The sequence below is a fragment of the Pseudomonas sp. S2_C03 genome (genome assembly GCF_054668405.1).
Map to the genome: position 1 here is coordinate 3,013,210 of NZ_CP162766.1, position 22,116 is coordinate 3,035,325.

Sequence of the window (22,116 nt, forward strand, 5' to 3'; positions counted from 1 at the left end):
AGGGGTTGGGGTATGTCGGCACTCCATCCCCTTTTTCAATCGAGAATTGTCAGCCAGGGCCAACGAGACTGGTAACTCTGCGCCTTGCGGGCAAACAACTCGGGCCGGGGATTGATTGGATTGATACGCAAAAGGCCCTGCTCGATATCGTCCAGGCCAAAGGGCGCGTACACCTCCCCTGTCGCCACTTCCAGGCCAATGCACGTGCCAGCGACCAGGTAGCGGTCGATGCCATCCTTCGCCGACAGTAGCTGCGGGTATTGAGTGCCGAAACGTTGTTCGTACCACAGGTGCACCCGCGCCTGATTCTTCAATTCGATGTTGACGTCGAGATCCTGAAACAGCGCCTGCGCGGTCTGTATTGCCTGGTTTTCCGCGTCCCAGGACAGGTCTTCATCAAAGTAGAAAACATCGTAATCCTTGATGCCCCAGTCAGAAGGCTGGCCGGCCTGATGATTCCACACCGCCTGGAACAGGCACCCTGCCGTCAGCATGCATTGGCGCAACCCGAGTTCAGGCAGGCGCCGGGTGATTTGGGCGTTGACCGGATTGGTCATTGCAATGTCGATCAGGGTGGTGGCGGTCAGTGGCATGTGGGCTCCTTGCGCGATGTCATCCATGCTCCGATCACTGCGGGCTACGTCCGCTCTTGAACGCCTCGCGACGTGCCAGCCGTTCGGCCTGGTAGGCCGGGCTCTGTTCGCTGGCCAGCTCGTCACGGCGCAGCAATTCGCCGCAATGATCGCACGCAGGTCCAAGGCCCGCGGGTTCGCCGCACGCCTTGTGGGTATAGACCACCGCCAATCCCTCCTCCGGCGACTTGCACCAGGTTTCCCCCCAGGCCCGCAGCGCCAGTATCACCGAGTAGAAAGCCCGGCCTTTTTCGCTAAGGTGATATTCGTAGCGTGGCGGTCGTTCGTTGTAGAGGCGGCGTTCGACCATGCCCTCGGCCTCGAGATTTTTCAGGCGCGTGGCGACCATTTGCGGGGTGCCGCCGGTCTGCGCCTGGATCTCGTCGTATCGATGGCTACCCATGAACAGCTCCCGCAGCACCAGCACGGTCCAGCGGTCTCCCACGACCGCTTCGGCCCGCGCAATCGGGCACAGGGTGTCGGGTGCATTGGTGTTTGTCGACATAGGGACTTGCCTCATTCCTAGTTACTATGATTATCATATCAACAAGATGACCGGGCAACCCCCGGCACCTGACACTCATCTTCCTGTGGAGCACATCGTCATGTCGCAGCCCTTTTATCCCCTGGATCGCACCGCTTATCTGCTGGTCGATCCGTACAACGATTTCCTGTCCGAAGGCGGCAAGGTTTTCCCCCTTCTCAAGCCGATTGCCGAACAGGCCGGTCTGCTCGACAACCTGCGTACCCTGGATCTCGCCGTGCGCGCCCAAGGCATCCAGGTGGTCATCGTACCGCACCGCCGCTGGGAGCATGGTGACTACGAATGCTGGGACCACCCGACGCCGACCCAAAGCAAAATCATGCACATGCACCATTTTGCCCGCGGTGAATGGGGTGGCGAATGGCACCCTGACTTCGCACCCAAGGACGGTGACATCGTCGTCCAGGAACACTGGGGTTCCAGCGGTTTTGCCAACACCGACCTGGATTTTCGCTTGAAGCAACAAGGTATCACCCACGTGATCATCGTCGGGCTGCTGGCCAATACCTGCATCGAGGCGACCGCCCGCTACGCCGCCGAAATGGGTTATCACGTCACCCTGGTGCGCGACGCGACTGCCGCGTTGCGTCCGGAAATGATGCACGCCGCCCATGAACTCAACGGCCCGACCTTCGCGCATTCGATCGTGACGACCCATGAACTCATCGCCACCCTCACAGGTCAGGAGTAATCGCCGATGAACCTCACGGGAAACCTGTTGATCGGCGCCCACGATGTCCCCGCCAGTGAAGGGACAATGAAGGCGCTCAACCCGGCCACCAACCAATGGCTCGAAACCGAATTCGCCTTGGGTGGCGCATTGCAGGTGCATCGGGCGGCGACCCTCGCCGACGAAGCGTTCGACAGTTACAGCCATACCTCACTCAGCCAGCGAGCGGCGTTCCTGGAGAGCATTGCCGACAACCTGGAGGCTGTTCGTGGCGAGCTGGCGGAGCGGGCCGCACTCGAAACAGGCCTGCCGCAAGCGCAGCTGGAAGGCGAAGTGGGCCGGGCCGCCACGCAATTTCGCCAGTTCGCCGACGTCGTGCGCAAGGGCCGCTTCCTGCAATTGGCCATCGACCCGGCGCAGCCGGCGCGTCAGCCGCGCCCGCGCATGGACCATCGCCTGCAAAAAATCGCCATCGGCCCGGTGGCGATTTTCGGCGCGAGCAACTTTCCGATCTCCTATTCGGTCGCTGGTGGCGATACCGCATCGGCCCTGGCCGCGGGTGCGACCGTGATCCTCAAGGCGCACAACGCCCACCCGGGCGCCTCGGAAATCCAGGCGCGGGCGATTCAGAAGGCCGTCCGCGATCATGGCCTGCACGAAGGCGTGTTCTCGATGGTACGCGGCGCCGGTAACGCCATCGGGGAAGCCCTGGTGGATCACCCCCTGATCAAGGCGGTGACCTTCACCGGCTCCGAACACGGCGGAATGGCCCTGTATCGCCGGGCGCAACTTCGGCCCGACCCGATTCCGGTGTTTACCGAAATGACCAGCATCAACCCCACGTTCATCCTGCCTGCAGCCCTGGCCGAGCGTGGTACGCAGATCGGCGATGGTTTTATCGAACGCATGCTGGTCAATGTCGGCCAAGCCTGCCTGCGTCCAGCCCTGCTGATCGCGATAGAAGGCGCGGGTTTGCAGCCGTTGCGGGAGGCAATGATGAAACGGGTGAATGAGGCGCCAGCGCGCACGATGCTGACGCCGGGGATTCACGCGGCCTACCTCAATGGCCTCGCGACCCTGGAAAGTGTGGGTGCGCAGCGTATTGCCGCAGGCTCGCCGGCCGGAGCGGACTTTGACGGCCAGTCAGCCTTGCTGGAGGTCAGCGGTGAACGCTTCCTCAGCGAACCGGTGCTGGCGCAAGAGGTGTTCGGTCCGTCAGCGCTGTTGGTCACAGCCCGGGATGAATCGCAGTGGCTCGCCGTGGCCCGTTCGCTCAAGGGACAACTCAGCGCCACGTTGCACCTTGAAGAACCTGACTTGCTACTGGCGCGGCGCGTGTTGCCGTTGCTGGAGCGTCGCACCGGTCGGATTGTGGTCAACGCCTTCGCTCACCCCCAGGAAGTCACGCACGCCACCGTGCACGGCGGCCCCTTCCCTGCCACCTCCGACAGCCGCTTCACCTCGGTGGGCATGACGTCGATCGAACGCTTCCTGCGGCCAGTGGCTTACCAGGGTTTCCCGCAGGCGTTGCTACCCGACGCGCTGCGTGATTTCAACCCGTTGCAACTGCCGCGCGTGGTGGACGGCCAGTAAACCGCGATCAAGGATCGACGTGAGCCATCAACTCCGGAACGCTTTCCGGGCGTTTGGCGTAACGCTGCGCAAGGACCGCGCACACCATCAATTGAATCTGGTGAAACAGCATCAGCGGCAGGATCAACACGCCGATGGTGCTGCCAGCGAACAGCACCTGCGCCATCGGCACGCCGGTCGCCAGGCTTTTCTTCGAACCGCAGAACAGAATGGTGATGCGGTCTTCCTGATTGAAGCCAAAGGCCTTGCCCAGCACGGTTGACGCCGCCAACACCAGCGCCAGGACAATACAGCAGGCGATCACCAGGCCGGCCAGTTCCCACAACGGGATCTGATGCCAGATGCCTTCGTTGACGGCCTCGCTGAACGCGCCGTAGACCACCAGCAGGATCGAGCCCTGATCAACGAATTTCAGCCAGCTCTTGTTGCGACCCACCCAGGCACCGATCCAGCGACGGGCGATCTGCCCGGCGATGAAGGGCAGCAACAGTTGCACGCTGATCTTCACGATCGCATCCAGGGTCGAACCGCCATCGCCGTGCACGTTGAGCAGCAAGGTCACCAGCAACGGCGTGAGGAAAATCCCGAACAGGCTGGATGCCGCCGCACTGCAAATCGCTGCCGGAATGTTGCCGCGCGCCAATGAGGTGAAGGCAATCGCAGACTGTACCGTGGCCGGCAAGGCACACAGGTAGAGCATGCCCAGGTACAGATCGTCGCCGATCAGCGGCGACAGCACCGGCTTGAGCGCCAGGCCGATCAGCGGAAACAGGATGAATGTCAGGCTGAACACCAGCAGATGCAGGCGCCAATGACCCGCACCGGCGATGATCGACTCACGTGACAGTTTGGCGCCGTGCAGGAAGAACAGCAGCCCGATCGCGAGGTTGGTCAACCAGCCAAAACCCACCGCGACTTGCCCGCTGGCGGGCAGCAGACTGGCGAGAATGACCACGGCAATGAGGGTCAAGGTGAAATTGTCGGGCAGGAAACGGGGGCGAGTCATGGGCAGCATCCATCGAGGTGCGAGAAACATGGCGTCCACTTTAACGCGCCCGCGAGCTACCGACTAACGCTAACAAGCCACAAGATAGCGCCTAAAGGACACCAGCGACGCTGAATGTGCCGCCCTCATCGCGGGCAAGCCCGCTCCTACAGGACATTGCATACACCGCAACTTACTGTAGGAGCGAGTTTACTCGCGATGGTAGACCAAACACCGCGGGCATCCGGCAGCCCCCTCGTACAGTGAGCATCATGGTTATAATGTCGGCCTTCCACCCCACCCAGACAGGCCCGGCATGACTCACTCCCAAAGCGCCTGGTCGGTGTTCCTCATCTTCCTGCGCCTGGGCCTGACCTCGTTCGGCGGTCCCATCGCACACTTGGGCTACTTTCGCGCCGAGTTTGTCAGCCGCCGACGTTGGCTGAGCGAGCGAAGCTACGCGGATCTGGTCGCGCTGTGTCAGTTTCTGCCGGGGCCAGCCAGCAGTCAGGTCGGCATTGCCCTGGGCCTGTCGCGGGCGGGTTACGCAGGCGCGATTGCAGCCTGGGCCGGGTTTACGTTGCCCACTGCCGTCTTGCTGATCCTGTTCGCCCTTGGGCTCACCCACTATGGTTCCATCCTCCCGCCCGGCGCCCTGCACGGCCTCAAGGTGGTCGCCGTGGCAGTGGTTGCACAAGCGGTCTGGGGCATGGCGCGCAATCTGTGCACCGATGGTTTGCGCATGACCATAATGATAGTGACCGCCTGCATTGTCCTGGTGGAACCGTCCGCGTGGGCCCAAGTCGGCGTGATGGTGATCGCCGGTGTGGCGGGACTGCTGTTATTCAAACCCATGCCCGTCAGCCAGCACGACCCTCTGCCCATCACCATTGGACGACACGCAGGCGCAACGTGGTTGACGCTCTTTATCCTTCTGCTGGTTGGCCTGCCGTTGGCTCACGAAGTCCTGGCCAATCAAACGCTGGCGATGGTGGACGCCTTTTACCGTTCCGGTGCCCTGGTGTTCGGAGGCGGCCACGTCGTGCTTCCCCTGCTGCAAAGCGAAGTCGTGCCGTCGGGCTGGGTCGACAATGAGTTGTTCCTGGCCGGTTACGGCGCCGCGCAGGCCATCCCTGGCCCGTTGTTCAGCTTCGGCGCGTTCCTGGGCGCGGCCATGAACCAGTCGCCCTCGGGCCTCGGCGGCGGTGTGATCTGCCTGCTGGCAATCTTCGCGCCGTCCTTCTTGCTGATCCTCGGCGCCTTGCCATTTTGGGAAGCGCTACGCCGCAGCCAGCGCATCCAGGCGGCGCTGATCGGCGTCAACGCTGCAGTCGTCGGATTGCTGCTGGCCGCGCTGTACCATCCGGTGTGGACCAGCGCGATCGGCAAACCACAGGACTTGGGCCTGGCATTACTGGCACTGGTCGCCTTGATGTTTTGGAAGCTGCCGCCATGGCTAGTGGTTATTGCCGGTGGCCTGGGGGGGTGGTTGCTGAGCATTGCAGGGTAAAGGTTGATCCTGGGCACCAGAACCTGCATCGCTCCTGTCATGGGCAAACACCGATACCGCCTTGCGTACCAGGCTTCGCCACTCCGCACAACTGATCAAGTTGGCGCGTTCCATCTCGTCTGCCGCCTTGAGCAACTCATCGTATTGCTCTTCTACATCCATGAGAAGTCCAGGGTGAGCCAGCAAGTTATACCAGGCGGACAGGGCCTCACGTCGACAGTCATTGGTCATGGTTGATCTCCCTTCGTTGTTCTGATTTGGAAGATTTGCACCAACAGCCGTTCCTGGCGCCCGACATACGGCACGGCGTGCATTACCGATTTGTCATCGACTTGTCAGCGTTGCCAACCCCCTCGCTCCCTAAAGTGGCGGCGTCGCTCACCCCATCGGGTGACGCTTTTCGCTGATGATGACGAGGGTCCAAATCATGAAACCATTGAGCAAACTTTGCCTGATCGCCGCCAGCCTGATGTTGCTGGGCACCGGTTCCGCCATGGCCGCCGACATCGCGCCGGTCAAGGCCGACAATGTCGTGCTGGTGCACGGTTCCTGGGCCGATGGTTCGAGCTGGGCGGAGGTTATTTCCCGGTTGCAGGCGGCGGGCCTGCACGTGACTGCGGTACAGAATCCGCTGACGTCCGTTGCCGACGACGTTGCTGCCACTCAACGTGTACTGGACCAACAGGACGGCCCCACGGTACTGGTCGGTCATTCCTATGCTGGGACCGTAGTCAGCGAGGCCGGCGTCGATCCGAAGGTCAGCTCGCTCGTCTACGTCGCCGCTCGCGCCCCGGACGCCGGCGAAGATTTCGTCGCGCTGTCGGCGAAATACCCAACCATGCCGGTGCGTGCCGGCACCGAAGAGCATGGCGGGTTCATCAGTCTCAAACAGGACGCCTTCCTCAAATACTTCGCCAGCGACGTGCCCCATGCCAAGGCCATGCAATTGTTCGCGGTGCAGCAACCGATCGCCAAGACCCTCTTCACCGACCGCACCACCGCAGCGGCCTGGCACAGCAAACCGTCATGGTATGCGGTGTCCAGCCTCGACCAGACCATCAATCCGGACCTTGAGCGCTTCCTGGCCAAACGCATGAACGCCAGCACCATCGAGCTGCCGTCGAGCCACCTGTCGCTGGTGTCCCACGCCAGGGAAATCACCGACCTGATCCTTGAAGCCTCCGGCCGCCAGCCCTGATCCGCTTCATTACAGGATTGTCATTGTTCTGTTGGTCGGCTGTCTGGATCGCCTCGTTAACCTGAACTCACTGTCAGGTCACTCCCCGGCAGCCACCCCCCTTGAATAGAGAGACTCGCCATGAAAATGTTTATCTTCGGTATCGCCGCCCTCCTCACCGCAGGTTCGGCCTTTGCCGGCACCACAGGCACCGCGCCGGTGATCCACGACAAGACCGGCTTCTTCGTGCACCTGGATGTCGCCAAGGTCCTGTCCAGCACCGACATTTCCCAACAATGCGGGGTCATTCCGGCGCAGCTCAACTACCTCGATTCCCAGGGCCGTGAGCATGTGCTGGATTACGAGGTCAACGGCTCGGGCTGCACCAATGACCATTGATCCAGCTACACTGGCGCGATCGGTCTGAGGCGTATTGGCATGAACATCCTCGTAGTAGAAGACGAACCCAAGGCAGGCAATTATTTGCTCAACGGCCTGCAGGAGCTGGGTTATTGCGTGACCCTGGCGCGGGACGGCGCCGATGGTTTGCACCAGGCCCTGGAGCATGACTTCGATGTCATCGTACTCGACGTGATGATGCCCAAGATGGACGGCTGGGAAGTCTTGCGCCGGTTGCGCAAGGAGGCTGATACGCCGGTGCTGTTTCTGACCGCCCGGGATGACATCGCCGACCGAATCAAGGGCCTGGAACTGGGCGCCGATGATTACCTGATCAAGCCGTTTTCCTTCGCCGAACTGGTGGCGCGCCTGCGCACTCTGACGCGCCGTGGCCCCACTCGCGAGGAAGAACAGCTGCACGTCGACGACCTGCAAATCGACGTGCTCAAGCGTCGTATCACCCGCGCCGGCGTACGCATCACCCTGACCAACAAAGAGTTCGCCCTACTGCACCTTTTCGCCACGCACCAGGGCGAAGTCCTCTCACGTTCGATGATTGCCTCGCGGGTGTGGGACATGAATTTCGACAGCGACACCAATGTCGTCGACGTCGCCGTGCGCCGTCTGCGCCTGAAAATCGACGACCCGTTCCAGCTCAAGCTGATCCACAGCGTGCGCGGTATCGGCTACCGCTTCGACACGCAACCATGAACGGACTGCGCCATTCCCTGACCCTGCGCCTGGCACTGGTGTTCGCCCTGCTGGCGTTCGTGTCGCTGACACTGCTGGGCGTGGCGCTGTATCGCGACCTGGAGCGCGAACTGATCCACCGCGACGACGCCGCCCTGATCACGCGGATCGACCAGTTGCGCACGTTCCTCAACGACAGCAACACCCTGGAGCTGATCAAGAGCAAGCCGGCGTTGTTCCAGAACATGATGGGCAACCGCGAAGCCCTGCTGACCATCACCCCTCCCGGTGGCAAGCCCTTACTGGTGGTGAACCCCGGCAATCTGCCGCTGCCGTCACTGGCGCCAGTGCCGATGGACCATAAACTGGGGCTTTCGGACGTGCAGCATTATCCCGGGGTCGACGGCGTCCCGTTTTCTGCCGTCGCGGCAAACATCGACTCCGGCGACATGGGGGCCCTGCAAGTCGTTACCGGACGCCTGATGACTGAACGCACCGCCCTGCTCGCCAGTTATCGACTCAACGTCTACCTGTTCGCCAGCGTCGCGGCGGTGCTGCTCGCGCTCTCCGGTTATTGGCTGGTTCATCGTGGCCTGCTGCCGGTGCGACGCCTGGCGCGGCACGCCCATGGCATTGACGTCGGAAACCTCGGCGAACGCCTCGACAGCCACGGCGCCCCCCAGGAACTGCTGCCGATGATCGATGCGTTCAATGCCATGCTCGACCGCCTGGGCAGAGGCTTCGCGCAACTCAGCCAGGTCTCGACCGACATGGCGCACGAGTTGCGCACGCCGATCAACAACCTGCTCGGCGAAACCCAGGTCGCTCTGCAGCAGGACCGCAGCCTGGACGCCTATCAGCAGCTGCTGGCTTCCAATGTTGAAGAACTGGAGCGCCTGGCGCGCATGCTCGACAGCATGCTGTTTCTGGCCCGTACCGACCCGTCCAGTGCCCTGAAACAGCGACAGCAACTGGACGCTGCCGATGAAATGCAACGCATGGCCGATTATTTCGAGGGGCCGGCAGCCGATGTCGGCATCCACATACAAGCCCGCGGGAGTGGAGTGATCTGGGCCGAACCGATGCTTCTGCGTCGAGCATTGGCCAATCTGTGCGCCAACGCGATCAAGTACGGTGCCCCTGACTCTGAACTGCTCATCGACGCCACGCCGTGCGCCGAAGGTATCCGCCTGAGCGTGCGCAATCACGGCCCGACCATCCCCGCCGAACACCTGCCCCGACTGTTCGAGCGTTTCTACCGCGTCGACCAGTCCCGCGAACGCTCGGCCAACTCCAATGGCCTGGGGCTGTCAATCGTGGCGACGATCATGCAGCTGCACAATGGCACATGCAGCGCCAACAGCCTGGATGGGCTGACGAGTTTCGAGCTGGTGTTCCCGGCACGGCGGCAGGGTGAATGATCGACTGTGAACCTGACACACCCCCTGTAGGAGCGAGCATGCTCGCGATGGTGTATCAGGCGCCAAGGGGTATCAGGCAGCCAGCGTTATCGTTAACGACCATCGCGAGCATGCTCGCTCCTACAGGGGACGCTGCGGAGCACGGTACAACTGGCAAAAAACACCACCGCCCTTGAGCACTTGCGACATAGGCCAATGCCCCCGCCGCGCCTAGACTCTTGCACCATTAACAGTGCCAGACGCGCACCCGACTCAAGCAGGGAACCTTCATGAACCCATCCGACATTTATGTGATCAGCGCCGTGCGTTCCGCCATCGGCAGTTTTGGTGGCTCGCTCAAGGATGTGCCGCCGACCCAACTGGCGACCGATATTTGCCGCGCCGCCATCGAGCGCTCGGGGCTGGCACCTGAGCATATCGGTCATGCGGTGTTGGGGCATGTGATCCCCACCGAAGCCCGCGATGCCTACATTTCCCGTACCGCGTCAATGAATGCCGGGCTGCCCAAGGAAACCCCGGCGTTCAACGTCAACCGCCTGTGCGGCTCCGGTTTGCAGGCGATCGTCAGTGCCGCCCAGAGCCTGATGCTCGGTGATGCCGGTGCGGCGCTGGCCGGTGGTGTCGAGTCCATGAGCCGTGGCGCGTACTTGTTGCCGCAGGCACGCTGGGGCGCCCGCATGGGTGACATGCAGGCCATCGACTACATGCTCGGCGTATTGCAGGACCCGTTTGCCGGTTTCCACATGGGCATCACCGCCGAAAACGTCGCCGAACGGTTTGGCATCAGCCGCCAGGCCCAGGACGAACTGGCCCTGGTCAGCCAGCAGCGCGCGGCACGGGCGATTGCCGAAGGTCGTTTTGCCAGCCAGATCGTGCCGATCGAAATCGCCTCGCGCAAAGGCACCGTGACTTTCGACACCGATGAGCACGTGCGTGGCGAGGTCAATGCCGAGCAATTGGCGAAGATGAAACCGGCGTTCAAGAAGGACGGCAGCGTCACCGCCGGCAACGCCTCGGGCCTGAACGATGGCGCGGCGGCGCTGATCATGGCCACTGGCGAAATGGTTAAAGCCCAGGGCCTCAAGCCGATGGTCCGCCTGGTCGGATACGCCCACGCCGGTGTCGAGCCGGAGCTGATGGGCCTGGGCCCGATTCCCGCCACGCGCCTGGTCCTCAAGCGTGCCGGCCTGACCGTGGCTGACCTGGACGTTATCGAGTCCAACGAAGCCTTCGCCGCGCAAGCCTGCGCCGTCGCCCAGGAGCTGGGCTTCGACCCGGAAAAGGTCAACCCGAACGGTTCGGGGATCTCCCTGGGCCACCCGGTGGGTGCCACGGGCGCTATCATCGCCACCAAGGCCATCCACGAATTGATCCGCGTCCAGGGCCGTTATGCACTGGCGACCATGTGCATCGGCGGCGGCCAGGGTATCGCGGTGTTGTTCGAACGCGTCTAGTCAGCACCTTGGTGGGGCTCAATCGGGTCCCACCAAGCAAACTATCCCTCGAATATTGACCGGATGACCTAACCTCATAGGCTGAATGACTAACATCGAGTCGGCCAGGCCATGGGCAATGCATTGCGGTCAGTGTTTTTTCTCCTGTTCACCCTGCTTGTACCGAGCGGCGCACCGCTGTTGGCCGCCAACCTGACGGGCAACGCCCCTTCCCTGTCCGGCCTCACCACGGTGGCCGTGTCCCAGAGCGACCTGCAAGGCCTGCAACTGCGCCTGGACCGCATCAAGCAGCAGGTTTCCCAGGCCAACAATGTCAACCAGATGATCACGTTGCAGGACCTGATCCAGTCGTTCATCACCGATGTCACGGCCATGCAGTCGGCGCTACTCCCCGAGCAGAAACAGTTGCAGGCCCAGCTCGACGTGCTGGAGCCTGTGTCCCAGGGCGATGTGGTGCTGGAAAAATCGGAAATCGCCGCGCAACGAGACGCCATTTCCGAACAGAAGAGCAAAGTCGACGCCAACATCAAGACCCTGACCAGCCTCAAGGACAGCGGCGCCGGCCTGCTTATCCAGATTGCCGCGATTCGCCGCAGCCTGTTGGAATCAGAAGTGTCGTTACGCGCCGGCAGCATCTTGAGCACCGATTTCTGGTCGCCGTTGTTCAGGCCACTGGAGAGTGACCTTGATAGCCTGAGCATCTTCTTCCAGCACGCCGTGGCAGCGCTGGCGGTGGCCTGGTTGCCGGGTGAGCGTCTGTTTACAGTGATATTGATAGCACTGGCGTTTGTGTTGTGGACGTTCGGACGCCAGGTCGCAGACCGGGGTTTCACCTGGGTCTGTATCCACCGAATGCCCGAAGGTCGCCTGCGCCGCAGTTCCCTGGCCTTCGCCTCGGTCGCCGCCACACTCTTGACCACCGCGTGCGCAATGTCGTTGCTGTTTTACGCGCTGACGCGCCACATTCCCCTGTCGCCGCTGATGCAGAGCTATTCAGATGAATTCGAAAAAGTCGTGTACGTGTGCGTGCTCATTACCGGCTTGAGCCGTGCCTTGTTGTCCACGCAGCATCCTTCCTGGCGTTTGCCGGCCATTGCCGACCCGGTCGCGCAGGCGGTCAAACCCTTCCCCAAGCTGGTGGCCGGCGTGCTGCTGGTGCTGATGACCCTGGCACAGATCGTCAATGTCTCGGACATGAGCAGCCAGGCCGTGCTGTTCGCGCGCGGCTTCGTTTCACTGGTGATCACCCTGCTGATCGGCGCCCTGTTCCTGCGCATCAACAAGGCGCGAAAAGCCGTGGCGGGCACAGGCGACCATTCCCCTTCCAGCTCCGCGGTCGCCAGCCTCCTGTATGCCTTCGCCTGCCTGTGCGTGGTGGCCTCCTTGTGTGCGTTGTTGATCGGCTACATTTCCGCCGCACGCTTCATCACCTACCAACTGGTGTGGATGTTCATCATCCTGTCCGGTTTTTATCTGCTGGTGCAGTTGTTCAACGACACCTGCGAGCACCTGTTTTCCCCCAAAAGTGCCAGCGGCAAGGCGTTGAAACAGGTATTGGGCATGGGCGATACGCGCCTCGAACAGGCGTCGGTCATTCTTTCGGGCCTGGGTCGCGCAGGGTTGATCCTGCTGGCGATCATCACGCTGTTCGTCGGTGGTGTGGGCACCACGCTGGGGCAATTGATCGACCAGACCATGGCCGTGCTTGGCGGTGCGGGGCTGCGCAAACTGAACATCATCCCCGGCCATTTGCTCAACGCCGTACTGGCCCTGATGATCGGCATCTACCTGGTGCGCACGTTGCGACGCTGGTTGGACAACGAGTTCCTGCCCAAAACCCGCATGGACCCCGGCATGTGCGCCTCGCTCAGCACGCTGTTCGCCAACATCGCCTATGCACTGGTGATCCTGCTGACCTTGTCGTCGCTGGGGGTGCAATGGACCAACCTGGCATGGATCGTCAGCGCCCTGTCGGTGGGGATTGGTTTTGGTTTGCAGGAGATCGTGAAAAATTTCGTTTCCGGCCTGATCCTGCTCACCGAGCGCCCGGTGAAGGTGGGCGACCTGATCAGCATCAGCGGCGTCGAAGGCGACATCCGCCGGATCAACGTGCGAGCCACGGAAATCCAGCTCAGTGACCGCTCGATTGTCATCGTGCCCAATTCACAGCTGATTTCGCAGAACCTGCGCAACGTGACCCTGGGTGGCAGTGCCCAGGGGGTGGCGTCACTGGAGCTGACGTTTCCCCTGGACATCGACCCGGAACAGGTCAAGGACCTGCTCTACAACACCTATCACGAGAACGAGACCATCCTCGATAAACCGGCGCCGGTGGTGCGGTTCAGCAAGCTGACGCCCGATGGCATCACCCTGACCGTTACGGGCTACGTGGCCAGTCCCAGGATTGTCGGGGTGACCAAGAGCGACCTGCTGTTCGAGATTCTCAAGCGCTTGGGCGCTGCGGGCATCGAACTGGCGAAGCCCGCGCCAACCACGTGAATCAGTGGGCGATGCACACCGATTTAAGCTCCGTGTAGGCCTCGATCACCGCTCGCCCGAACTCACGCCCCATGCCCGACTGCTTGACCCCGCCGAACGGCATCGCCGGGTCGAGCAACACGTGGGCGTTGACCCATACGGTGCCGGCCTCGATGCGCGGCACCAGGTTCATCGCCTTGCCAAGGTCGTTGGTCCACAGGCTCGCAGCCAGACCGTAACGGTTGTCGTTGGCCAGAGCGATCACGGCGTCTTCATCATCGAACGGCATCACCCCCAGCACCGGGCCGAACACTTCTTCGCGGGCCACGGTCATGCCATGGTCGATATCGGCCAGGATGGTGGGCTGGACAAAGAAGCCCTCGCGGTCCAGCAGTTCGCCACCCGTCACCACGCGTGCACCTTCCTGGCGAGCCAGTTCGATGTGCTTGAGCACCGCCTGTTGCTGCTTGCGCGACACCAGCGGGTTGATCGCCGCGTCGCCGTTCATGCCGGCACCGATGGGCATGGCCGAAACCGCGGCGGCCAGGGCTTCGACAAATGTGTCGTGGATCGAACGATGCACGTAGAAACGCGAGGCCGCCGCGCACACCTGGCCGTTGTTCAACAGGCCACCGAGAATCGCGCCCTGCACCGCTTTCTCGATGTCGGCATCGGCCAGCACAATCATCGGGTTCTTGCCGCCCAGCTCCAGCGAGAACCGCGTCATGTTGGCCATGCAGGACACGCCGACGCTCTTGCCCACGGCGGTGGAGCCGGTGAACGACACTTTGCTCACCAGCGGGTGCGCAGTCAGCACGCCCCCCACCGAGGCACCGCCACCAGTAACCACGTTGAACACGCCCGCCGGAATGCCCGCTTCCAGCGCCAGCTCGGCCAGGCGCATGGCGGTCAGCGGGGTTTCCATGGCCGGCTTGATGATCACCGTGCAACCGGTGGCCAGTGCGGGCATCAGCTTCCAGGCAGCAATCAGCAGCGGGAAGTTCCACGGCACAATGCCGACCACCACACCCACCGGTTCACGCTTGGTGAACGCGGTGAACTTCGCCCCCGGTGGCAGCGGGATCGACACGTCGAACGTCTGTCCCTCGATCTTGGTTGCCCAGCCCGACATGTAGCGCATGAACTCCACGGTGGCGTTCAAATCCAGGGCGCGGGCCATGTTGATCGACTTGCCCTGGCTCAGGGTTTCCAGCTGTGCCAGCTCTTCGGCGTGCTCTTCCACCAGTCGGGTGAAGTTGAGCAGGATGCGTTCGCGATCCGCCGGGCGCAGGCCCGACCAGACGCCCGCCTTGAACGCCTTGTGCGAGGACTGCACGGCCTGCTCGACCACGTCCAGTGGCGCATCGAGGGTTTCACACAGGGTCTGGCCGTCCGCCGGGTTGACTACGGCAATGCGCGGTCCTTCGGCGAACACCCATTGGCCGTCGATGAAGCAGCCATGGCGGCGCTCCAGAAATGCAGCAACCTGCGGCAGGATTTCAACATTGCTCATACATCACCTTTCGATTGGATGTCAGCCTGAAGCCGGCTGATCAGTGTTGTTCTTTGAGATAGCACGTGACGGCCTGGCGGTCGTCCGCCGAGGCCAGGCCCATGTAAGGCATGTAGGTGCCCGGGACGTACGCCTGGGGCTGGGTGATCAGTTGCGCGATGTTCTCGGCCTGCCAGGTGACGCCCCTGGTGCGCATGGCCTGGGAATAGTTGAAGCCTTCCAGCGAGCCCGACTTGCGCCCCACCACCCCGGCCAGGTTCGGCCCCATCATCCCCGTCGCGCCCTTGGTGACCGAGTGGCACACGCCGCACTCGTTGGCGAAGACCTGGGCGCCACGGCCCTGGTCGGGGCTGCAATCGGCGGCCAACGCGGTGTGCGCCACGGTGAACGAGAGCAAGCCGAAAAGGGGCAGACGCAAAGAACTGAACATAGGGAAACGACCTTGAAAATCCGCACTCGCCAGGCGAGCGCCAACACGGGAGGCTGATGCAACGCGGCATCGGCAGGTTGAGAAGGATTGTCGACGGTCATTGGCGCGCAGGCTTTGCCCTGCGTGCCAGTCGTATTGTCGAGGCTGCCAAACCGGTCATTTTGGCAAGCACAACCAACTCTTTGGCAACCACACAAAAGGTTGGAAAAGTTCCGCGACTTAGTATCGAAAAAGACCGCAAACCTGCGCTCAAGAACAAGAACGGATGCCCCACCATGCTCAAGTCGCCCTTGCTTCGTCTCTCCACCCTTGCGCTGATGATCAGCGCTGGCCAGGCCTGCGCCTACGAACTCTACGCCGATGATGACAGCCACCTGAATGCCACGCTGGAAGCCGTGTTCGGCGTGTTCCATAGCCAGGAAAACTACGCGCTGTCGGGTCGCCTCAACGAAGGCTCGTCGTCGTGGCGCGAGGGCTACATCAAATACGGCCTGAGCTTCGACAAGGGCCTGGCCGGCGTGGGCACCGCCTATGGTGCGGCGAACCTGCTCAGCTCCGGCACCTGGGGTGACGGCGATGCCGCAGGCTTCAGCGACGGTTCCGAGCGCACCACCAAGTTCGAAGACGCTTACCTCGGCTGGCGTTCGGGCAAGTTGTTCGACGTGCTCGGTGACGACGGCATCGACTTGTCCTTCGGCCGCCAGAACATCGTGGTGGGCGATGGTTTCCTGATCGACGGCGACGCCCTGAACATGGGCAAGGGCCTGGCGGATGGCGAGTTCAACCGTGGCGGCGCCTACTGGCTGGCCGCGCGCAAGGCGTTCGATGAAACCGCCGTGCTGCGCATCGGTGGCAAGGAAGGTTGGCGTGGCGACCTGATGTACCTCAAGTCGAACAACCGCGCCCAGGCCATGACCGAAATGTACGTCGGCACCCTGGAGCACGTGTCCGAAGCCGTCACTGTCGGCCTTACCTACATCGACACCACCGACGTCGACGAACAATACGCTTCGCCGATCCAGCTCGAGCGCGACGGCATGAAGACCTACAGCCTGCGCGCCACGGGCAACGCCGGGGTCAAGGACCTGTTCCTCTCCGGTGAATACGCCACGCAGGACAAACCGCACACCGGCACTGAAGACGCCTGGTACCTGGAAGCCGGCTGGACCTTCTCCGACGTTGCCTGGTCGCCGTACGTGGGCTATCGCTACAGCCGTTTCTCGGAAAACTACGACACGCTGTTCTACGGTTTCAGCCGTGGTTTCGGCACCTGGTTCCAGGGTGAAGTGGCGGGCAACTACGCCGGCCCGTTCAACACCAACTCACGCATCCAGCAGGTCAAGTTCACCGTCTCGCCGCTGGAGAACGTCAACGTCGGCGCCATGTACTTCAACTTCGACACCATCGACCGAAACCTCGGCAATACCGACGGCCACGAAATCGACCTGTACGCCGAATGGCACGTCAACGACCACCTGAGCATCATGCCGCTGGTGGGCCTGTTCCAGCCGGACAAGAGCGCCGATCAGGGCGGCACGCAGTTGGGCAACCACGACAAGAACCTCTACAGCCAGGTGATTTTCGCCACCACCTTCTGATCTTTCTGCTGCTTCCTGCTTTCTGTAGGAGCGAGCTTGCTCCGGGCGGCGTTCCGACGATGGTCGTCAAAGATGACGCTGGCTGTCTGACACCCAGCGGTGCCTGGACTTCCATCTCGAGCAAGCTCGCTCCTACAGAGAGCGATGTTCGTTTCCAGGAAAAAGGCTTTTCCAATGCACAACAAATTCCTCACGATCCAGAGCAAGATTGCCCTGCTCGCCGGCCTCTGCCTGCTGTTGGTGGTGGCGTTACTGATGGGCCTGGCGCTGTACCAGAGCCACGAGAGCCGCCAGCAAGTGGCCCAGGCCAGCAGCGACATGCTCGCCGATGCGGCCAGGGAACACATGCAGGCACTGGGCAAGGTGCAGGCGATGCAGGTGCAACGCACCTTCAACCAGACTCAGGAATATGGCCAGGGCCTGTCGCGCTATCTGTTGTACCTGCGGCAACTTCAACATCAGGGCACATTGTCCCGCCAACAACTGCGCCAGGAGCTGAACACCCAGCTGCATCAAGCCCTGAACGACAAGCCCGACCTGCTCGGGCTTTATGTCATTTTCGAACCCGATGCGCTGGACGGCGACGACACCGCTTTTATCGACAAGGCCGATCTGGGCAGCAACGAAAAAGGTCGTTTCTCAGTGTATTGGGTGCAAGGCAAACCCGGTGAGCTGCAAGCGGTGATCGGCGACGAAGGCCTGTTGGCAAACACCGAGCCGGGCCCCAGCGGCGCGCCGTACAACGCGTTCTACACCTGCGCCCGGGACAGCCGCCAGGCGTGTGTGCTGGAACCGTATTTCGACGAAGCCTCCGGTAGTCGCAAACTGGTGACCAGTATCGCCTTCCCGCTGCTGGACAACGGCAAAGTCATCGCCGTTGTCGGCCTCGACATCAACCTCGCCGCCCTCCAGCAAAACAGCGAGGCCAGCGCCCGACAACTGTTCGACGGCCAAGGCCAGATCAGCATCGTCAGCCCGCGCGGAGTGATCTCAGCCGACAGCCGGGACATGGCACGCCTGGGACAGACGCTGGACAATAACGAAGTCATGGCGGCCCTGCGCCAGGGACAGCCGAAGGTGTTCGCCGACCGACAGCAGATCGAGGTCCTCGAGCCGCTGGCACCGATTGCCGGTTCCGCGCCTTGGGGCGTGCTGGTCGGCGTCCCGCAGGACGTGCTGTTGGCACCGGTCACCACGCTGCAAAGTCACCTGGAGGCGCGAGGCGTGCAAAGCACCGCGCTGTCGCTGCTGCTCGGCGGCGGCTCAGCCCTGTTGGGACTGACGCTCATCTGGTACGCGGCCTATCGCATCACCCGGCCATTGCAAGTGCTGACCCGGGTCATGGAAGACATCTCCCTGGGCGAAGGCGACCTTACCCGACGCCTGACCGTGCAATCGCGGGACGAGATCGGCCAACTGGCGACGGCATTCAACCGCTTTGTGGAGCGCATCCATCACTCCATCCGCGAAGTGTCCTCGGCGGCGCTCGGGGTCAATGAAGGGGCCAAGCGCGTGCTCCTGGCGTCCAACTCGTCACTGAGCAATGTCGACGAACAATCGACCCGCACCAACAGCGTCGCCGCCGCCATCAACCAGTTAGGTGCCGCAGCACAGGAAATCGCCCACAACGCCTCCGACGCCTCGCAGCAGGCGTCCGCCGCCCGGCAACAGGCCGAAGATGGGCGTCAGGTGGTGGAGCGCACCATTGAGGTGATGAACGAACTGTCCGCAAAAATCAGCGACTCATGCGCCAACATTGAGGTGCTGAACACCAAGACCGTGGACATCGGGCAAATCCTCGAAGTGATCAAGGGCATTTCCCAGCAGACCAACCTGCTGGCGCTCAACGCCGCGATTGAAGCGGCGCGGGCCGGTGAAGCCGGTCGTGGTTTTGCGGTGGTCGCCGATGAAGTGCGCAGCCTGGCGGGTCGCACGCAGACTTCGGCAGCGCAGATCCAGCAGATGATTGAAGCGCTGCAGATCGGCGCGCGCGAGTCGGTCAGCACCATGACCGAGAGCCAGCAGCACAGCGAGCAAAGCGTCACCATCGCCAACCTCGCCGGCACCCGGCTGGGCAGCGTGACCCAGCGCATCGGCGAGATCGACAACGTCAACCAGTCCGTCGCCGCCGCCACCGAAGAGCAGACGTCGGTGGTGGAGGCGTTGAATGTCGACATCACCGAGATCAACACCCTGAACCAGCGTGGGGTGGAAAACCTGCAATCGACCTTGCGCGCGTGTACCGAGCTTGAGCGCGAGGCTGGGCGGTTGCATGAGTTGGTGGGGAGTTTTCGGATCTGATATCTGCTGTGCCTGTTGCATAGCTATCGCGGGCAAGCCCGCTCCCACAAGGCCAGCGGTGTTCACATGATTTGTGTACACCCTGTCCCCTGTAGGAGCGAGTTTACTCGCGATGGTCGTGAACGATCACGCGGCAAACCTGACAGCCCGCGGCGACCTTGAGACCCTCGCGAGTAAACTCGCTCCTACAGGTTAATCACATTCAGCAAGCCACCCCGGCATGCTCGAGCCGGTGAAACAGGCGGTTGAAATACACCAGGCTGTCGCCCGCCCCGCGCACACCGATGTTGGACAACTCGACGAACATCACCGAATGCGAGCCCACTTCCTTGCATTCGCTGATCCGCCCTTCCAACTGCACCAGCGCATCGCGCAACACCGGCACGCCGCTGTCGCCGCCGTCCCAGAGGTCCCAGGCGAAACGCTCGGCCATGGTTGCCTGGGTCATTCCGGCAAAGTGGCGGGCCAGTTCCTCCTGTTCGCTACACAGCACGTTGACGCACAGTTGTCCGTTGGTGCGGAATACGTCGTGGGTGGCGCTGTTGCGGTTGACGCACACCAGCACGGTGGGCGGCGAATCGGTCACCGAGCACACCGCGCTGGCCGTGATCCCGCAGCGACCGCCGGGGCCGTTGGTGGTGATGATGTTCACCGCCGCTGGCAACTGCGCCATGGCGTTGCGGAAGTCGATTTGCTGCTGGCTCAGGTTGGCCATGTCGGTGCCCCTTTTTCTTGTGCAGGGCCGTCATTGCGCGGCCCGTTGGATTGAATACAAGACTAAGGCCGGGGGCAGCGCGCAGCCATTCTGACGATCACCATGGCGAGGTGGGCTTTCCGCTAGTCGACTAGGTGGTTTCTTTATCGTCAGGGCCCGCAGCAGTGGTTATGCTGCTTGTAGACGTCACATGGACGCCAACCGCCGCTGCGTGCACGCGTGCGAAAACAATAATTAGAAATTCGTGGCAACCCTGATGGAAACTCGCAAACCGATTGTTTATATCGTCGACGACGACAAGGATTTGCGCACCTCGCTGGCCTGGCTCCTGGAGTCGGTCAGCGTGCAGGCGCAGTGTTTTGCCGGTGCTGAAGAGTTCCTCAGCCAGTACGACCCGAGGCAGCCGGCGTGTCTGGTGCTGGACGTGCGCATGCCGGAAACCAGTGGCTTCCAGCTCCAGGAAATCCTCAACCAGCGCGGCAGCAGCCTGCCGACGATCTTCGTCTCGGCCCATGGCGACATTCCCATGTCGGTGACGGCGATGAAGAACGGCGCCCTGGACTTCGTCGAGAAGCCCTACAACCCGCAACAGATGATCGACCGCATCCAGGCCGCGCTGAAGACCGCCGTACACGCCCAGGCTGACCAGCAGCAGCGACAGCACCTGCAAAGCAAATTGGCGCTGCTGACCGGGCGTGAGCGCGAGGTGTTGATGCTGGTGATCGATGGCAAGGCCAGCAAGGTCATCGCCCGGGAGCTGAACATCAGCGTCAAGACCGTTGACGTGCACCGCACCAAGATCAAGGAAAAGATGGGCGTGACCAGCATCGCCATGCTGGTGCGCGAAGTGCTGCATTTGCCGGCGGAGGAGCCGGTGCGGCATTGAGGTGAACATTGGGACGCCATCGCGGGCAAGCCCGCTCCCACAGGTGTTGCGGTTAGCCTGACATTTGTTCTCGGCGCATAACCCTGTGGGAGCGGGCTTGCCCGCGATGGCGGCAGTGAGGTCAAACCTGGCTATAGCGCTTGCGATAAGCCCCCGGCGATACGCCAAAGCGCGATTTGAACGCTGACGAGAAATAACTCGAGTCCGAAAACCCCCACGCATAACACAGCGCCGACAGCTTCTGCTCGACGTTTGAGCGGCGCAGGTTTTCCGCGCAGAAATCCAGGCGTCGGTGCTTGATGTATTGCGCCACCACCAAACCGCGTTTGGAGAACATCCGGTACAGCCCGCGCACGGAAATCCCCACTTCTCGGGCAATCAGCTCGGGGCACAATTCTTCGGTGCCCAGGTGGTCGTCGATGTAGGCGATGATCTTGCGAAACTGCCGCTCATGAGGGTCGCCGCCATTATCACGGGCGCTGATGCCCGGTAGCAGCAAGCTCACCAGCGCATCCAGCACGGCTTCGCTCTCCTGCATGTCCAGGCCTTCCTGCTGTCGGGTGTCGAGCACCAGCTTGTTGGCCATGGCCGCCAAGGGCGATGTGGCGCCAATGCGCGTGGCGCAGTTGACCGCGTTGAAGTGCGAACCGCGCTCGACCACCTGCCGAGGCAGGATCAGCGACAACTGCCGGGAATCGTCGTGATAAGTCATGTCGCTGGGGCGGCTGGCATCGATCAGGGCGATGTCGCCCGCGCCCAGCCGGGCACGATTGCCGCCCTGCTCAAGTTGTGAGCTGCCGCGCATCTGGAACACCGCGTAGTAATGCCCGTCGCTGCTGACGCTGACGTCCTTGCTGGTGCGATACAGGTGCACGTGCGCCATGTCGACGACACTGAGATTGATGGCACCGTTGCGGTACTCCGCCAGCTCGCCATAGAAATCCCTGTCCAGGGCCCGGGCATCGAAACGCCCACACGCCTGGTTGACCTGGTTCAACCAGCTTTCGAACGCCTCGTTGCGAACCGCCGAAGAAGTCATCATCACTGCAAAGCCTCACGTCTTTTATTGTTATTTTTCGACCGCTTCGTCGAGCGGTTCGGCAAATGTCACAACCTGGGC

The 22,116-nt window shown here is 62.1% G+C and carries 19 protein-coding genes and 2 pseudogenes; 13 read left to right on the plus strand and 8 right to left on the minus strand.

Translation table 11 applies throughout. From position 1 onward, the window contains the following. Nucleotides 1-35: 35 nt before the first annotated feature. Both AB4N64_RS13705 and AB4N64_RS13710 read right to left on the minus strand, forming a co-directional pair. A complete protein-coding gene (locus AB4N64_RS13705) occupies nt 36-593 on the minus strand; it encodes a nucleotidyltransferase family protein (protein ID WP_460126337.1) in 558 nt (185 codons plus the stop codon). A gap of 34 nt (nt 594-627) precedes the next feature. Next, nucleotides 628-1,137 (minus strand): winged helix-turn-helix transcriptional regulator, encoded by a 510-nt coding sequence (locus tag AB4N64_RS13710; RefSeq protein WP_460126338.1) that lies wholly within the window; start codon nt 1,135-1,137, stop codon nt 628-630. 100 nt (nt 1,138-1,237) lie between these two features. Between AB4N64_RS13710 and AB4N64_RS13715 the strand changes: the two genes are divergently transcribed. Together AB4N64_RS13715 and AB4N64_RS13720 are read left to right on the plus strand one after the other, a co-directional pair. Then, nucleotides 1,238-1,867, plus strand: coding sequence for a cysteine hydrolase family protein (locus AB4N64_RS13715; protein WP_460126339.1), 630 nt, complete (start codon nt 1,238-1,240; stop codon nt 1,865-1,867). Between the two features lie 6 nt (nt 1,868-1,873). Then, nucleotides 1,874-3,439, plus strand: a complete 1,566-nt coding sequence (locus tag AB4N64_RS13720) for an aldehyde dehydrogenase (NADP(+)) (protein ID WP_460126340.1) — start codon at nt 1,874-1,876, stop codon at nt 3,437-3,439. A gap of 7 nt (nt 3,440-3,446) precedes the next feature. Here AB4N64_RS13720 and AB4N64_RS13725 read toward each other — a convergent pair whose 3' ends face one another. Continuing rightward, nucleotides 3,447-4,445, minus strand: coding sequence for a bile acid:sodium symporter family protein (locus tag AB4N64_RS13725; protein WP_460126341.1), 999 nt, complete (start codon nt 4,443-4,445; stop codon nt 3,447-3,449). 295 nt (nt 4,446-4,740) lie between these two features. Between AB4N64_RS13725 and chrA the strand changes: the two genes are divergently transcribed. After that, complete coding sequence (gene chrA / locus AB4N64_RS13730) at nt 4,741-5,934, plus strand: chromate efflux transporter (RefSeq protein ID WP_460126342.1); 1,194 nt, start codon at nt 4,741-4,743, stop codon at nt 5,932-5,934. On the opposite strand, the gene AB4N64_RS13735 is transcribed toward chrA, so the two are convergent. Continuing rightward, nucleotides 5,881-6,165, minus strand: coding sequence for a hypothetical protein (locus tag AB4N64_RS13735; RefSeq protein ID WP_460126343.1), 285 nt, complete (start codon nt 6,163-6,165; stop codon nt 5,881-5,883). The genes chrA and AB4N64_RS13735 overlap by 54 nt on opposite strands. Before the next feature lie 196 nt (nt 6,166-6,361). Between AB4N64_RS13735 and AB4N64_RS13740 the strand changes: the two genes are divergently transcribed. The 6 genes from AB4N64_RS13740 (at nt 6,362) to AB4N64_RS13765 (ending at nt 13,574) form a co-directional block, all read left to right on the plus strand. Continuing rightward, the gene (locus tag AB4N64_RS13740) at nt 6,362-7,132 is read left to right on the plus strand and encodes an alpha/beta hydrolase (RefSeq protein ID WP_460126344.1); all 771 of its coding nucleotides are present in this window, start codon (nt 6,362-6,364) and stop codon (nt 7,130-7,132) included. Between the two features lie 120 nt (nt 7,133-7,252). Beyond that, the gene (locus tag AB4N64_RS13745; RefSeq protein WP_460126345.1) at nt 7,253-7,510 is read left to right on the plus strand and encodes a DUF2790 domain-containing protein; all 258 of its coding nucleotides are present in this window, start codon (nt 7,253-7,255) and stop codon (nt 7,508-7,510) included. A 39-nt stretch (nt 7,511-7,549) separates the two neighbouring features. After that, nucleotides 7,550-8,221, plus strand: a complete 672-nt coding sequence (locus AB4N64_RS13750; protein ID WP_460126346.1) for a heavy metal response regulator transcription factor — start codon at nt 7,550-7,552, stop codon at nt 8,219-8,221. Next, entirely contained in the window at nt 8,218-9,621 is a 1,404-nt protein-coding gene (locus AB4N64_RS13755) for a heavy metal sensor histidine kinase (RefSeq protein WP_460126347.1), read from the plus strand. The genes AB4N64_RS13750 and AB4N64_RS13755 overlap by 4 nt, the downstream gene beginning before the upstream one ends. A gap of 269 nt (nt 9,622-9,890) precedes the next feature. Continuing rightward, entirely contained in the window at nt 9,891-11,075 is a 1,185-nt protein-coding gene (locus AB4N64_RS13760) for an acetyl-CoA C-acyltransferase family protein (RefSeq protein ID WP_460126348.1), read from the plus strand. A 111-nt stretch (nt 11,076-11,186) separates the two neighbouring features. Further along, complete coding sequence (locus tag AB4N64_RS13765; RefSeq protein ID WP_460126349.1) at nt 11,187-13,574, plus strand: DUF3772 domain-containing protein; 2,388 nt, start codon at nt 11,187-11,189, stop codon at nt 13,572-13,574. 1 nt (nt 13,575) lies between these two features. Here AB4N64_RS13765 and AB4N64_RS13770 read toward each other — a convergent pair whose 3' ends face one another. Both AB4N64_RS13770 and AB4N64_RS13775 read right to left on the minus strand, forming a co-directional pair. Then, entirely contained in the window at nt 13,576-15,066 is a 1,491-nt protein-coding gene (locus AB4N64_RS13770) for an aldehyde dehydrogenase family protein (protein WP_460126350.1), read from the minus strand. Nucleotides 15,067-15,106: 40 nt separating this feature from the next. Further along, complete coding sequence (locus AB4N64_RS13775; RefSeq protein WP_460126351.1) at nt 15,107-15,496, minus strand: c-type cytochrome; 390 nt, start codon at nt 15,494-15,496, stop codon at nt 15,107-15,109. 275 nt (nt 15,497-15,771) lie between these two features. Between AB4N64_RS13775 and AB4N64_RS13780 the strand changes: the two genes are divergently transcribed. The 3 genes and pseudogenes from AB4N64_RS13780 to AB4N64_RS13790 form a co-directional block, all read left to right on the plus strand. Next, nucleotides 15,772-17,094, plus strand: coding sequence for an alginate export family protein (locus AB4N64_RS13780; protein WP_460126352.1), 1,323 nt, complete (start codon nt 15,772-15,774; stop codon nt 17,092-17,094). A 372-nt stretch (nt 17,095-17,466) separates the two neighbouring features. After that, nucleotides 17,467-18,537: pseudogene (locus tag AB4N64_RS13785) on the plus strand (methyl-accepting chemotaxis protein); the annotation flags it as partial. A 261-nt stretch (nt 18,538-18,798) separates the two neighbouring features. Continuing rightward, a pseudogene (locus AB4N64_RS13790) lies at nt 18,799-19,395 on the plus strand (methyl-accepting chemotaxis protein); the annotation flags it as partial. A gap of 202 nt (nt 19,396-19,597) precedes the next feature. On the opposite strand, the gene hpaC reads toward AB4N64_RS13790, so the two are convergent. Beyond that, nucleotides 19,598-20,110: a 4-hydroxyphenylacetate 3-monooxygenase, reductase component gene (hpaC, locus tag AB4N64_RS13795; protein ID WP_460126353.1), complete on the minus strand. Its 513-nt coding sequence runs from the start codon at nt 20,108-20,110 to the stop codon at nt 19,598-19,600. 256 nt (nt 20,111-20,366) lie between these two features. Here hpaC and AB4N64_RS13800 point away from each other — a divergent pair, with 256 nt between their 5' ends. After that, the gene (locus AB4N64_RS13800) at nt 20,367-20,996 is read left to right on the plus strand and encodes a response regulator transcription factor (RefSeq protein ID WP_460126354.1); all 630 of its coding nucleotides are present in this window, start codon (nt 20,367-20,369) and stop codon (nt 20,994-20,996) included. Between the two features lie 121 nt (nt 20,997-21,117). On the opposite strand, the gene feaR is transcribed toward AB4N64_RS13800, so the two are convergent. After that, nucleotides 21,118-22,038 carry a transcriptional regulator FeaR gene (gene feaR / locus AB4N64_RS13805; RefSeq protein ID WP_460126355.1) on the minus strand — a complete coding sequence of 307 codons (921 nt, stop codon included), beginning with the start codon at nt 22,036-22,038 and terminating at the stop codon, nt 21,118-21,120. Nucleotides 22,039-22,116: the final 78 nt, after the last annotated feature.